This window comes from Shewanella glacialipiscicola (assembly GCF_023283485.1).
GTDB classification, from domain to species: domain Bacteria; phylum Pseudomonadota; class Gammaproteobacteria; order Enterobacterales; family Shewanellaceae; genus Shewanella; species Shewanella glacialipiscicola.
In genome coordinates this window covers 64,150-77,976 of the sequence record NZ_JAKILU010000007.1, presented here as the reverse complement: position 1 = coordinate 77,976, position 13,827 = coordinate 64,150, and the positions used below count along the sequence as shown (strand labels likewise).

Here is a 13,827-nt window from a genome sequence, read left to right as displayed (position 1 = left end):
CTGTAGAGACGCAGGGCTTATCCCAAGTTCAGCTTAAATTAGTCTTTAAAGTTATCAAACTGAAAAGGCTGGCCTAAATCAGACTCACGCGCCAATGCCATTACCGCTTGTAAATCATCGCGTTTTTTACCCGTCACTCGCACTTTTTCGCCTTGGATAGACGCTTGCACTTTAAGTTTACTGTCCTTAATGTGCTTAACCAGTTTTTTAGCGGTTAAGGTTTCGATGCCTTCTTTAAACTTCACCTTTAAAGAAAAGGTTTTACCACTGTGGATAGCTTTATCATCAACTTCCATCGAAGACGGATCAACATTACGCTTGCTAAGTTGCATACGTAAAATATCCACTAACTGTTTGCATTGAAAGTCATCTTCAGCAGTTAACGTCACCACGTGGTCTTTATATTCTACATCTGCGGTTTTACCACGAAAATCAAAACGAGTTGCTAGCTCACGCTTAGCGTTGTCGACCGCATTACGCAGCTCAACTTCGTTTACTTCTGACACAATATCCATTGAAGGCATAATTTTTATGTCCTATTTCAAATTAATATGTCGCTAGTTTACCCATACACTGGCCTAAGTTGAAGATAAAGCCAAGAATAAAGCCGGATCATGGATGACATTAGTGGCAGATTTTTCTATCATGACGCTATCTTAGTATTATAAAACCTGCGCTGTGATAAATAAAAATACCCTATTTAAACTGGTGTTAGCCGTAGCCGTTGTAGTGATCAGTTATCTGGTATTTTCCAGACCGACCTATTCGCAAAGTATTCCAAATATTGACAAGGTAGGCCATCTTGGCAGCTTTTTTTGCCTCTCTTACCTTACCTATCTGGCGTTCAAACCCAAGTGGTATTGGTTATCCCTCACGCTTGCCAGCTATGCCATTTTGATTGAGCTAGTGCAATCTCGTTTACCGTATCGGAGCGCGTCTGTAGGTGATGTTGTTGCTGACTTTGCTGGTATTGCCTTGTTTTACTTTTGTAATTGGGGCTATGGTAAATACTTTCGAGCAGCTCAACTACAAGAAGATTAGCTCAAACAGCTCGCATTAATACTTTAAAGGCTGACATATATGACACGCGCGGTGGATATTGCAATTTTAGGCGCTGGCGCCATTGGGCAACTTATTTGTCGCCAACTGACTGCTGCGGGTGAGCATGTGGGATTTATCGCCCGTGATCGCCAAGAGCCCCTGTCACTCCAAGACTCTCAGGCGCAGCAATACTCGCAGTCACAAAAGCTCAGCTTTACGCCATTAATCGCAAGTGATGATAGTCACTCTCCCCAACCAATCGACTATCGCGTCCCCATCATTGCAGCCAATGCACTTGATCATATTCGTCTTGTCATTGTGTGCGTTAAAGCCTATCAAGTCATCGATGCCCTTTTGCCTTTGTTCCATCAACTCCCGCGTCAATGCCATATTTTACTACTCCACAATGGTATGGGGCCCCACTTAGCCCTAGCGCCACTGATTGAAAAAATGGAGAGTCGAGGCTTAAGCCTAGGCACAACATCGCAGGGGGTGTTACGCCAAGCCCGTTGGCAAATTAAACAAACGGGTAAAGGACTGACTCAGTTGGGGCATTTTACTGGCATAGAACTGGCTGAGCATTACCGCAGCGCCATACTGGCAGCCATCCCTAACAGCGAATGGGTTGATACCATAGTGCCTTGTTTATGGCAAAAGCTGGCCGTCAATGCCGCGATTAACCCTCTGACGGCTTTGCATCAATGTCCTAATGGCGCACTGGCCAAAACGGATTTTAGCGCCATCATTGAGGGTATTCTCGATGAGTTAGTCACGGTTGCAGCGCAAGATGGCGTGCCGATCGATAAACCTTTACTGCACGATAGGATTTACCAAGTTATCCAGCTCACCGCCGCAAACTTCTCGTCAATGCACCAAGATGTCGCGCATCAAAGGCAAACCGAGATAGACCAAATTAATGGTTATATCTGTGAACGCGCACAAGCGCACGGTTTAACCACGCCCATCAATGCTAAGCTCTGCCAACAAATCAAACAGTTAACCGTTGCGACTTAACGCACTAAAATAGCATCGCTACACTTAGTATTATTACAAAGCCATTGACTAGCTCAAAGATGCACCAAAAATGGGCGATATAATTTTAGCTTGCACCGTTTTGAATCAAATTTAGTGTTGTTTCAGTATGTGATAACGACAACATAATGATAATACATGCCTTATTCATCTGGCCTGATTCCTGCTTTATTCTATTCATTGAGCCTGATGCTGGTTGGAGAGAAGATTGAAACTGATCACCGCAATAATTAAACCATTTAAATTAGACGATGTACGTGAAGCCTTAACTCAGCTTAATGTCCATGGTATGACAGTGACTGAAGTGCGTGGTTTTGGCCGTCAAAAGGGCCATACTGAACTGTATCGTGGCGCCGAATATACTGTGGATTTTTTACCTAAAATAAAGCTCGAAGTGGCTATTCATGCCGATCAAGAAGAAGCGGTTGTCGATGCAATCATTGCCGCGGCTCATACAGGTAAAGTTGGCGATGGCAAAATTTTTGTCACAGCACTCGAACAAGTGGTTCGTGTGCGCACCTCAGAAGAAGGCGCCGATGCGATATAAGCCAGCCTATTGATAAGCGCGATATAGACTCAACCTGTTGATAATAATATTTTTATTCGCAATTTCATAAGATTGCCGCTTTGCTATATCCCATCAAATATTGCTCATTCAATTACGGTTAAAATATCTCTTTTATCTTCACGTTATTCTCTAAGCTAACTGGTTATGCTTACACTTTAAAAACAAAAGCCCCGACGAATCGAGGCTTTAGATTAAGCAATATCGTTGAGATTACTTACTGGTATCGATAGGCTCAAAAGATTTAACCAAATCATCGATTGCTTTCATTTGCTTTAGATAATTTTCTAACTGATGCAAAGGTAAAGCACATGGGCCGTCGCACTTAGCATTATCAGGATCGGGATGCGCTTCAATAAATAAGCCCGCTAAACCTAACGCCATGCCACTGCGCGCTAACTCCGTGGCTTGTGCACGACGTCCGCCAGCAGAATCAGCTCGGCCGCCAGGGCGTTGCAGCGCATGGGTCGCATCGAAAATCACCGGATACCCAGATTGCTTCATCTCGTCCATACCGAGCATATCAACCACTAAATTGTTATAACCAAAGCTTGAGCCACGTTCACACAGAATAATTTCGTCATTACCCGCTTCATTAAACTTAGTGATGATGTGGCGCATTTCGTGCGGCGCTAAAAACTGCGGTTTTTTCACGTTGATGATGGCACCGGTTTTTGCCATTGCAACAACCAAATCGGTTTGACGCGCTAAGAATGCAGGCAACTGAATAATATCCACTACTTCAGCAACGGGTGCACACTGATAAACTTCATGCACGTCGGTGATCAACGGTAAGTTAAAGGTCTTTTTGATTTCTTCAAAAATTTTCAAACCTTCTTCCATACCTGGGCCACGGTAAGAATTGATTGAAGAGCGATTCGCTTTATCAAAGGAAGCCTTAAACACATAAGGGATCCCCAGTTTTTGGGTCACTTCGGCATAGGTTTCAGCAACCGACATAGCAAGATCGCGAGACTCAAGCACGTTCATGCCACCAAACAACACGAAAGGTTTATCGTTAGCAATCTCGATTGAACCTAGGTTTATGATTTTATTACTCATCGCAACTTCTCTCTAAAATGCTGGAACCGTTCCCAGCGATAAACTGAATATAGGGCTAAGACGGCTATGCCGCAACTGCCTGTAAAAGCTGGCCACAGAGCCATGCCATGTAAGTTCCTAATGCATAACCCAATACGGCTAATAATACTCCCACTGGTGCTAAAGCCGGATGGAATGCTGCAGCCACAATTGGAGCCGATGCAGCGCCGCCCACGTTAGCTTGACTTCCCACGGCCATATAAAATAATGGTGCTTTAATCAACTTCGCCACCAATAACATAAAGCCTGCGTGTACTAGCATCCACACAAAACCTATTAAAAAGTACAAGGGCGTGTCGAGTACTTTACTCACATCCATATGCAGACCAATGGTCGCCACTAAAACATACAAAAATGCGGAAGCCACTCTTGATGCTCCAGCAGCCTCGAGATGGCGCACTGGGCCGAATGACATCGCTAAACCAATGGTAGTCACAATCACCACTAGCCAGAAAAATTTAGAGGTTAAACTGTAATCTTCGGTCCAAGGGTAATTAACTTCAAAAAATGGCCCGAGAAAGTCAGCTGCCATATGGGCGATGCCAGTAACACCAAAACCTACGGCCACAATCAGCATCAAATCGCGTAAATTAGGAATACGCGCATTTTCAGCGTGATACTTTTCAACCTTATCTTTTAACGCTTCAAGAGCTGTAGTATCCGCGCCCGTTCTAGCATCGATTTCTTTCGCTTTTGAAGCCATAAATAACAATACGGCCATCCAGATGTTGGCAACAATGACATCTACAGTCACCATCACAGAGAAAATATTGCCACCGACTCCATAAATTTCTTTCATCGCCGCTTGGTTTGCGCCGCCGCCGATCCAACTCCCAGCTAAGGTTGTCATACCGCGCCATACGGCATCAGGACCATCGACCCCAATCAAAGAGGGTTCGATAATCGATACCAAAAATAATGCAATCGGGCCACCAATGACAATACCCACAGTGCCAGTTAAAAACATAATTAAAGCTTTGGGGCCTAGACTTAAAATAGCTTTAAAATCAACACTTAGTATCAGCAACACTAAACAAGCGGGGAGTAGATAGCGCGATGCCACAAAATACAGTTGTGAGGTATTAGCGTCAATGACGCCAAAGGTGTTCAATAACGAGGGTAAAAAATAACATAATAAAAAGGCAGGAATAAAACGATAAAACTTTTGCCAAAATGGATGACTGCTACTACTGGTATAAAATACAAAACCTAAAATAATCGCGAGTATCCCTAACGCCGTGGCATCGTTCGTCACTAAAGCCGTGCTTGTCATGTTAATTGCTCCCTGTTGATTCAGTTATTATTTTATTTATATTAGAGACTTAACCTTAAGTCTTTGAGTCAAATTCTTCGTTGGCTCAGTGTTATTATTTTTGCTGATTGAATTTTGCGATGATATAGATAAAAAGAGCCCCGAAAGGCTCTGCTTTAATGATAAATTTCTGCGTGCTCGTTAAGTTCTTTGAGCTGCATTTTAACGATTTCGATCACCGGATCATGCGGGCTATTATCGACAAAGTGCTGTAAATCCGCAGCCGCCACACTAATACAGCCCAATTGCTGGGCGATAAATGCGCGTTCGCGATTTAAATGCACATCGTCGCTATGCCATTGCAGTAGTAGACTACAACATTCCATCGCCGCCTCAAATTGGTGCGATACAATGCAACCGGCTTTAAGCTCATGCAGCATACGCGTCAGTAACTTTTTTACCGTAGCGGGTTTTAAATAGCTTTGCTTAAGCAAAGCGGCATTACCCAGCTCACCGCGCACTAACACATGTAACTGGTGACGAGTCAGCGCTTTACCCGTTAAAGGGTCAAGATAACTCACTTCTCCGGCAATTTTGCAACGCAGCACCGTATTACCTGGTAGCAATATGGGTTCAAACTCAAGATCTAGCTGTTTAGCCAATAACATCAACACCGTTGCCAACGTTGTACTATTGCCTTGGCGGCTAATCAAACAAGTGCCTAAATCTGCCGCCTCAGTGCTAAAGTAGTTATCACGTACGCAAAAGCCTAAGTCGTTATAAAACCAATGCAACAGCGCATTAAAGCGCTGTTGTTGATCGACTAAGTAATAACTTAATACCGCTCCCGCCATTTCAAACCAAGCAAATCTAGCCGCTTCAAGTTTAGAAAATCCAAGGTGTGCACCTATATCCAATGCCGACTCAGGCAATGAAATGCCATCTTGCAGAGTGTAGTTACTCATTAACCCAATAATACCGCTTGTTTAAAATGAGCCATTTTTGCAGCATAAACCAACCAACCAATAGCACCCAAAAAGGCGAATACTTTGAACAGCTTGTTTCTATTTGATTTTATTGCGATCACACCTAAGGCAATATAGGCGACAACGGCACCGATTTTTTCGGTTAACCAAGGATCTACAAAAGGAAATTGTTGGATCATAAAACACAAGGTTAAGCCCGATAGCAGTAGGAAAGTGTCAATCACATGGGGGGCGATTTTGATCACTTTCTTATTCATTAGCTCAGACTGACGTAAATGCAGCACAAAACGAACAGTAAAAAAGAGCGCGCTTACGGCAATCAAGGTTAAATGCAGATGCTTAGTTGCAGGATATAGACTGTAAAAAGTTTCCATTGCGATACTTATGGCCTGTGACAAAGGCGCTAGTTTACCCTAATCCGTTACGGCATACCAATGCCTATCAACCCTGAATAACAGCGCAAACCGCATAAAAAATCAAATGAGAAGTGATGATGAATTTAAACTTAATTAATGACGAATCAACCGAATTTGCCGATGCCGTAAAACAAAAAATAGTTGAGTTCAACCAAGTGCAATGGCAAGGGCTTAGCCGTAAAAATATTGGACTCAAATTACAAAATGAAGAGGGCAAACTGCTAGCCGGTATTAGCGGCAAAACTTTCGGCAACTGGTTTTCAATCGATTACCTGTGGGTTGATGACAGCCTAAGGCAGCAAAAAATCGGTACTCGTTTATTGTTAGCGGCAGAAGGCCAGGCAAAGGAACGTGGCTGCCGATTTGTATTGCTCGATACCTTAGATTTTCAAGCCAAGCCCTTTTACGAGCGTCACGGCTATAAAGTGCAATGGATACAACAAGCTTACCCAGAAAGCGGCAGTAAATTTTTTATGTTGAAAGTATTGTGAACTTGGCCTCAGCGATTATAACAAGAGCTTAATCATCCCGAATCTTAGTCACTCTAAAACAAGCGGTTTATATTTTAAAAAGGCTAACCTATCAGTAAGTCAGCGTTGTCATTATAGTGACTCGCATCATGTACATCCGTGCATGCTCGTCAGTGGTATCCATGACTGTGCTTAATCCAATGAAGCTTGGCGTATGTCTGCCCCAATGGCACAGTTTCAGGCAAGAAAAAGCCCCAAGCGAATGGGGCTGATTGATAAAGATTCACCTAACACAAACTTATGAACAACCTCGTAGTCAGTGACTATTTTTCATTGTTACATTTCAAACCGACGAAGTTTGAATTTGTAGTCATCATCTACCGTGAATCGTTTTACTTGACTGCTTTGGCTTGGTCTGTATTTTCGCCAATTCCATTCTTCATCAATTAGGATAATATTAGTTATACCAAAACGGTGTATATCTTTCAGTGAATAATCCCAACCGTCTTTGTTTTGCCCGAATAAGAATAATATATGGTCGAAGACGTTTTTATTTATTTGACCATAAACGGTAATAAGATTATCAACACCAAACCTGTCGAGTAACATGGTTTCTTTCATCCTAATTGGAGTCAGATAACTGGATTGAAAGTCTTTCGGCAAATCATCAGTGTCCCAGCTTTGCTGCCAAGCGCTTCCATGCCATATCAATACGGAGTCTTTTCTAAGGTATTTTTTATTTCCCGCTGGAAAGACATAGTTTGCGCATGAGGAAGCGCAAATATTAGATATCTCAATATCTAAATTATTATCTTTCACCCAACTTCCTAACTCCATTCCTAGACTAATATCGCCGCCATGACTAGATATAATGAGCTTATCCGGCTTTATTTCCGCCTGCATAAATGATTTAAAAATAATCGTATTTGATATCTGGGTAATTTCACCTTGATAAATGAGCTCATCATTCATTATACCAACGAAAGACTCTTCCTTTGGTGCTATTGTCTCATTGTTTTTTGATGTACAGGCGTTAAGTCCTAGTATGAGAATTAAGACTAAAACTTTCATATCACTTCCTACAGCGATTTTGAGTCAACATTGTTAGGGAAAAGTTGTTTATTAATCTCTTCCGCATTTTTGACCGAATCAATTAAAAGCCTTCTATATTCAAAAAGGGCTAATACACTTTTCTGTTCATCACTGCTTAATTTTGTTTCAGATGCCGTTATGAAGGGTTCACCGTCAGCATCATCTTTGTTGGCCACTGTGAATTTTCTTGAAGCTTTATTTACAAAATCAACAACAACTACATTATTGGTTCCATATTTAATCAGCCCTTCTGTTGCGGCTATTTGCATTGCAGAAGCAGAGCAATCATTGCATACAATTGTTTCAGTAATAGCGTGACTCGGTGAAGGGAAAATTAATTGGATAAACAATAATATGCAGCATAAAAATATTTTTTGCATGACTAACACTCCATGTGCTTTACCTAATCCCGATGCCGCAGTCGACATTGATTACAGCAAAAAAATAATTACATAAAATGCAACAACTAACAACCATAAAAACAACATTTAAAAGATGTAATTTCGGTGAGTAATGAAGGTGTATGCGAAAATTAAGCACTAGCTATAGAAATACGTCTTGGCAGAATGGATGCACTTGTCGAGCCTATAAAGATACTTCTTTAAAAAAACAGACGGCGTGCAACAGAAATAACATGTTTAATATCGAGATAATAAGTAAAAAATAATCTGAGATCCCCAAATTATCATCCGACATTATAGCTTAGGTATTTATCTAGAAAATAAAAACGCCATTGGCGATAACCAATAGCGTTCAATAAATCGATATAACTTGGCAAACAATTTAACGTACGCAATAGTGGCTTATTCAGCCCATTTGCCCATTGTGCATCTGTCGTTACTGCCAAAGTCTCGCACTGTAGCGACATTCTCGTAGCCCAGTTCGATAAGTTTTGCTCTGAGGCGTACCGCCTGCTCAAAACCATGTTCGAGTAAGATATAACCGTTAGGTTTTAAGTAATCTCGGGCGGTGTTGGCAATATAGTAAAGATCGGCAAAGCCTTCCTCTGCGGCGGTTAACGCGCTTTGGGGTTCAAAGCGCACGTCACCTTGGTGTAAGTGTTCATCGGCTTCGTCAATATAGGGCGGGTTTGAAACAATTAAATCAAAATCCCGCGATTTCACCGCGCTAAACCAATCACTTTGAAGAATTTCAACCTGTGGTAACTTTAAGTTTTCGCGGTTTGCGATAGCCAAAGCGACGGCATCGTCAACTTTATCAACGGCGGTGATTTCCCATGATTCACGCTCAGACGCCAACGCCAGCGCAATGGCTCCGGTGCCAGTACCTAAGTCGAGCACTTTGGCATAGGTAGAAAGCGGCATATTTAATGCGGTTTCTACTAAAATTTCGGTGTCAGGCCGCGGGATCAACGTGGTGTCGTTAACGATAAATGGCAAAGACCAAAATTCGCGCTCACCAACAATATGCGCCACAGGTACACCTTTTTGGCGTTTTAGCACCATTTGCTGAAAGCGTTTCCACTGCTCAACTGTCAGAGATTTTTCAGGCCAAGTGTATAAATAGCTGCGGCTTTTATTGAGGCAATACAGCAACAAAACCTCTGCATCCAGATGAGCGGATTCAGAGGTTGTCGCTAACTGTACATAAGCCCATTGCAGGGCTTCGGCAATGCTAGATTGATCTGACAAAGTTACCCCTGTTCGCCAGCCAGAGCGGCTAGCTGATCGGCTTGATGCTCTTGCATCAGAGGCAATAAAATAGCATCGAGGTCGCCTTCCATCACTTCGTTTAAGCGATATAAGGTTAGGTTGATGCGGTGTTCACTCACGCGACCTTGCGGAAAGTTGTAAGTACGCACACGTTCGGAGCGATCGCCACTGGCAACCAGACTACGACGGGTTGATTCTTCCGCGCTACGACGCTTTTCGTCTTCAATTGCTTGAATACGAGCGGCCAGTACACTCATGGCTTGAGCGCGGTTTTTGTGTTGCGAGCGCTGATCTTGGCATTCCACCACAAGTCCTGTCGGAATATGGGTAATACGAATAGCTGAGTCAGTTTTGTTAACGTGCTGACCACCCGCGCCCGATGAGCGGAAAGTATCCACTTTTAGATCGGCAGGGTTGATTGAAATCGCTTCAGCTTCAGGCACTTCATGTAATACCACAACGGTTACCGCTGATGTATGTACACGACCTTGAGATTCAGTTTCAGGCACACGTTGTACGCGGTGACCGCCTGACTCGAATTTGAGTTTACCGTAAACGCCATCACCACTGACTTTCATTATGACTTCTTTAAAGCCACCATGTTCGCCTTCGTTGCTGCTCATGATCTCAACCTGCCAGCGATTAGCTTCGGCATAACGGCTATACATGCGGAATAAGTCACCGGCGAAAATCGCCGCTTCGTCACCACCAGCGCCAGCACGAATTTCAACGAACGCATTTTTATCGTCGTCGGGGTCTTTTGGCAGTAATAAAATTTGCAGCTCGCCTTCCAGATGCTCGAGTTTGGCCTTGGCGGCTTTCATCTCTTCCTGCGCCATTTCGCGCATTTCAGCATCGTCTTCTTCCAGCATTTCTTTCGCTGAATCAAGGTCGGCTTGTGCTTGCTGATAGGCTTTAAAGCCTGCAACCACATCTTCTAACTGGGCATATTCTTTCGATAATGCACGAAACCTGTCTTGATCAGCAATGACGCTAGCGTCACCCAGCAAAGCCATGACTTCTTCATTACGCTCGAGCAAGCCTTCCAGCTTGCGGATAACGGATTCATTCATTTAACTCGCGAACCTTAGTGTTTATCTAATCCAAGCGCTGATCTTAACTGACCGAGAGTATTCAAATCGCCCTGACGACTGGCGGCCGTAAGGGCCTGTGTCGGTGCGTGGATAAGTTTGTTAGTCAGGCGATTGGCTAGTTCAATCAATACCTGTTCAGCATCAGAACCCTGCGCTAGTTTATTCAGGGCCCGCTCCACTAACTCATCTTTTACCGCCATGCTCTGGCTGCGATACTCGCGAATACTATCGACCGACTCTAAAGAACGGATCCAATCCATAAACAAAAAAGATTGTTCTTCAGTAATTACTTCAGCTTGCTCGGCGGCTTCTTTTCGAGAGGCCATATTCTGTTCAATAATGCTATGCAGGTCGTCCACTGTATACAGATATGCATCGTCCAAATCAGCAACTTCCGCCTCAATATCGCGGGGAACTGCTATATCAACCAATAACATAGGTTGATGACGACGCTGCTTTAGCGCTTTTTCGACCATGCCCTTACCTAAGATAGGCAGTGGGCTGGCGGTAGAGGATATCACGATATCGGCTTTGGGGAGATAATCTGGTATCTGCGCCAGTGTAATTGCTGTGGCGCCAAACTCCTCACACATGGCTTGGGCACGTTCAAGTGTACGGTTTGCCACCACCATGGAGGCTACGCCGTTGTCTTTAAGATGCTTAGCAACCAGTTCGATGGTTTCACCCGCACCAATTAATAACACTTTCGTGGTCGATATCGACGAGAAAATATGTTTCGCCATACTCACGGCGGCAAAGGCGACAGAAACAGCAGCAGCGCCAATTTCAGTATCAGTGCGAACTTTTTTGGCAACTGAAAAAGTATTTTGGAAAAGTCTATCTATGGTTAAAGCAACCGTGCCAGCTTCTTTGGCCTTCACGAATGCTTGCTTTACTTGGCCAAGAATTTGCGGCTCACCTAAGATTAGCGAATCGAGCCCCGATGCCACGCGCATCAAATGCCTTACTGCTTCTTGACCGTGATAATTATACAAGCAAGGCGCCACGTCCTCATGATTTAGGCCATGATATTCTTCAAGCCAAGCAATGATGTCAGCCTCATCGCCGTTGTTGCAATACAACTCTGTGCGATTACAGGTAGAGACAATAACGGCTTCACCCGAGCGCGTACGACTGGCCAGACTCTTCATGGCATCATGAATTTTGTCCGGAGAGAAGGCAACTTTCTCACGCAGGTCTACCGTGGCTGTTTTGTGGTTTATACCAATTGCTACTAGGCTCATCTGACTCTTTCTAGATTCTTGGCGACTCTCTTAATAAGACCATTCTACTTAATTGGCCCAACTAAAAACAGAATACGCTTAACAAAACCGAATAAAGGTCTAACTTCTTACCTAAATTTCCTATTAATCATAGGTAAGGCAGGATTTATCCCGAAGGAGTAAATCGAAGTGACCGCCGATGGAAATTTTACGTTTGGCATTGGTATTCTTGCCAAGCCCTCGTATCATAAGGACTTTGGTATATCAGTCATAGATGAATAATTTGAAGCGTCTCACAAAATCTATTTTCTCTTGCATCGTCTTGAGCAGCTTACTGTTTTTAGGCGCTTGCCAAAGCCTGCCGCCTGCGGACGATTTACAGCCGATTAACGTAACGGATGCGCGCCAAGCCAAAGCGTGGGAATTACAGGGCAAATTGGCCATAAAAACCCCTGACGACAAACTCAGCGCTAATATCTACTGGCGCCATAGTGAAAATGGCGATGCACTCACGCTCACAACTATGCTAGGTACAACGGTGTTGACGCTTAACTCAACGCCCAATTCAGCCCATTTACACATTGATGGCAAAGATTTTCGCGACGATAACGCCCAGCGTTTGCTTGAGCGCGTTAGCGGCTGGTCGATTCCGTTAGCCGATTTACCACTGTGGATCATCGGCCAAGTTGGCCCTAATGATCAGGTCATCGAAAGTGACAGCCAAGGTAAACCTAAACTGCTAACCAATACTCAAACTCCACCGCCTTGGCTAGTCACATTTTTAAGCTGGCAATTCCAAAGTGGCGCCAACGTGCCCCACCAATTAAAGCTGGATCGCGGCGACTTACAACTCAAGCTACAACTTAATCAATGGCAAGCACTTGGCAAAACCGTAAAAGTCGCTGGAGAACAACCTTAATATGTCAGCTGTCATTTCTCGTAACTGGCCCGCACCAGCCAAACTCAATTTGTTTTTACACGTTAATGGCCGCCGCAAGGACGGTTATCACGAACTGCAAACGCTGTTTCAGTTTATCGATTGCTGCGACATGCTCGATTTTAGCGTCACTGACACCACAGAATTGGTGTTGCATTCGAATATGTCGGGCGTTGTCGCTGACAGCGATAACTTAATTCTGCGAGCCGCAAAATCATTGCAGCAAGCCACCAGCTTTAAAGGTGGCGCTGAAATCTGGTTAGATAAACGCCTACCTATGGGTGGCGGCTTAGGCGGCGGCTCGTCAGATGCGGCGACGACTTTAGTGGCGTTAAACAAACTCTGGAACACTCAATTATCAACTGAACAACTGGCTCAAATCGGCCTTAAACTGGGTGCCGATATTCCTGTTTTTATTCATGGTTTTGCCGCTTTTGCTGAGGGTGTGGGTGAGCGTTTACACGCTGTTAATCCAAGTGAACTTTGGTACCTAGTTATCGCCCCCAATGCCCATGTTTCTACTGCAGAAGTGTTCCAAGATCCACTTCTACCGCGCGCTACCCCCAAATTGGCCATAGATACCTTAATGAGCCAACCTTGGGCAAATGATTGTCAAAAACTGGTCGTTTCTAAATACCCTCAAGTTGCCAAGGCATTAGGCTGGCTGCTAGAATATGCGCCGTCGAGAATGACAGGAACAGGCGCATGCGTGTTTGGGGAATTCACACAACAGCAACAAGCTCTCGCGGCTTTGGCGAATTTACCGTCTGATATGCAAGGATTTGTTGCAAAAGGGATGAATCGTTCGCCGCTCATGGCGCGACTGAATCATCCGTAAACTACTTTCTTCTAGCGTAACATCTATACGATAACGCCTCGGGTTCCTCCCGTCCCATATCGTCGTTACGCTAGCCACTAAAATATAAAGCAAACGCCTGAGGTTTA

Annotated in this window: 16 protein-coding genes; 6 read left to right on the top strand and 10 right to left on the bottom strand. The window is 44.0% G+C overall.

Annotation, left to right across the window (positions count from 1 at the left end; genetic code table 11):
* Positions 1-38 precede the first annotated feature (38 nt).
* On the bottom strand, positions 39-524 hold the full coding sequence (locus tag L2717_RS07950) for a YajQ family cyclic di-GMP-binding protein (protein WP_220773771.1): 486 nt from the start codon (positions 522-524) through the stop codon (positions 39-41).
* A 154-nt stretch (positions 525-678) separates the two neighbouring features.
* Between L2717_RS07950 and L2717_RS07945 the strand changes: the two genes are divergently transcribed.
* The 3 genes from L2717_RS07945 to L2717_RS07935 all read left to right on the top strand — a co-directional run bounded on the left by L2717_RS07945 (position 679) and on the right by L2717_RS07935 (position 2,620).
* Complete coding sequence (locus tag L2717_RS07945) at positions 679-1,041, top strand: VanZ family protein (RefSeq protein WP_220773770.1); 363 nt, start codon at positions 679-681, stop codon at positions 1,039-1,041.
* A gap of 39 nt (positions 1,042-1,080) precedes the next feature.
* Positions 1,081-2,055, top strand: a complete 975-nt coding sequence (locus tag L2717_RS07940; RefSeq protein WP_220773769.1) for a ketopantoate reductase family protein — start codon at positions 1,081-1,083, stop codon at positions 2,053-2,055.
* 226 nt (positions 2,056-2,281) lie between these two features.
* Positions 2,282-2,620 carry a P-II family nitrogen regulator gene (locus L2717_RS07935; protein ID WP_220773768.1) on the top strand — a complete coding sequence of 113 codons (339 nt, stop codon included), beginning with the start codon at positions 2,282-2,284 and terminating at the stop codon, positions 2,618-2,620.
* A 231-nt stretch (positions 2,621-2,851) separates the two neighbouring features.
* On the opposite strand, the gene kdsA is transcribed toward L2717_RS07935, so the two are convergent.
* The 4 genes from kdsA to L2717_RS07915 all read right to left on the bottom strand — a co-directional run bounded on the left by kdsA (position 2,852) and on the right by L2717_RS07915 (position 6,351).
* Complete coding sequence (gene kdsA / locus L2717_RS07930; RefSeq protein WP_220773767.1) at positions 2,852-3,700, bottom strand: 3-deoxy-8-phosphooctulonate synthase; 849 nt, start codon at positions 3,698-3,700, stop codon at positions 2,852-2,854.
* 64 nt (positions 3,701-3,764) lie between these two features.
* On the bottom strand, positions 3,765-5,012 hold the full coding sequence (locus L2717_RS07925; RefSeq protein ID WP_220773766.1) for a DUF819 family protein: 1,248 nt from the start codon (positions 5,010-5,012) through the stop codon (positions 3,765-3,767).
* A 155-nt stretch (positions 5,013-5,167) separates the two neighbouring features.
* Positions 5,168-5,956: a SirB1 family protein gene (locus tag L2717_RS07920; protein WP_220773765.1), complete on the bottom strand. Its 789-nt coding sequence runs from the start codon at positions 5,954-5,956 to the stop codon at positions 5,168-5,170.
* Entirely contained in the window at positions 5,956-6,351 is a 396-nt protein-coding gene (locus tag L2717_RS07915; RefSeq protein WP_220773764.1) for a SirB2 family protein, read from the bottom strand. Before L2717_RS07915 ends, L2717_RS07920 begins: the two co-directional genes overlap by 1 nt.
* A 119-nt stretch (positions 6,352-6,470) precedes the next feature.
* Between L2717_RS07915 and L2717_RS07910 the strand changes: the two genes are divergently transcribed.
* Positions 6,471-6,884: a GNAT family N-acetyltransferase gene (locus L2717_RS07910; protein ID WP_220773776.1), complete on the top strand. Its 414-nt coding sequence runs from the start codon at positions 6,471-6,473 to the stop codon at positions 6,882-6,884.
* Between the two features lie 315 nt (positions 6,885-7,199).
* Here the strand turns inward: L2717_RS07910 and L2717_RS07905 are convergent, their stop codons facing one another.
* The 5 genes from L2717_RS07905 to hemA all read right to left on the bottom strand — a co-directional run bounded on the left by L2717_RS07905 (position 7,200) and on the right by hemA (position 11,966).
* Complete coding sequence (locus tag L2717_RS07905; protein ID WP_220773763.1) at positions 7,200-7,934, bottom strand: hypothetical protein; 735 nt, start codon at positions 7,932-7,934, stop codon at positions 7,200-7,202.
* An 8-nt stretch (positions 7,935-7,942) separates the two neighbouring features.
* Positions 7,943-8,335: a hypothetical protein gene (locus L2717_RS07900; RefSeq protein ID WP_220773762.1), complete on the bottom strand. Its 393-nt coding sequence runs from the start codon at positions 8,333-8,335 to the stop codon at positions 7,943-7,945.
* A 423-nt stretch (positions 8,336-8,758) separates the two neighbouring features.
* Positions 8,759-9,607, bottom strand: a complete 849-nt coding sequence (gene prmC / locus L2717_RS07895) for a peptide chain release factor N(5)-glutamine methyltransferase (protein ID WP_220773761.1) — start codon at positions 9,605-9,607, stop codon at positions 8,759-8,761.
* A gap of 2 nt (positions 9,608-9,609) precedes the next feature.
* A complete protein-coding gene (gene prfA / locus L2717_RS07890) occupies positions 9,610-10,701 on the bottom strand; it encodes a peptide chain release factor 1 (RefSeq protein WP_220773760.1) in 1,092 nt (363 codons plus the stop codon).
* Positions 10,702-10,715: 14 nt separating this feature from the next.
* On the bottom strand, positions 10,716-11,966 hold the full coding sequence (gene hemA / locus L2717_RS07885; protein ID WP_220773759.1) for a glutamyl-tRNA reductase: 1,251 nt from the start codon (positions 11,964-11,966) through the stop codon (positions 10,716-10,718).
* A gap of 253 nt (positions 11,967-12,219) precedes the next feature.
* Here hemA and lolB point away from each other — a divergent pair, with 253 nt between their 5' ends.
* Positions 12,220-12,864 (top strand): lipoprotein insertase outer membrane protein LolB, encoded by a 645-nt coding sequence (lolB, locus tag L2717_RS07880; protein ID WP_220773758.1) that lies wholly within the window; start codon positions 12,220-12,222, stop codon positions 12,862-12,864.
* A gap of 1 nt (position 12,865) precedes the next feature.
* Complete coding sequence (ispE, locus tag L2717_RS07875; protein ID WP_220773757.1) at positions 12,866-13,720, top strand: 4-(cytidine 5'-diphospho)-2-C-methyl-D-erythritol kinase; 855 nt, start codon at positions 12,866-12,868, stop codon at positions 13,718-13,720.
* Positions 13,721-13,827: the final 107 nt, after the last annotated feature.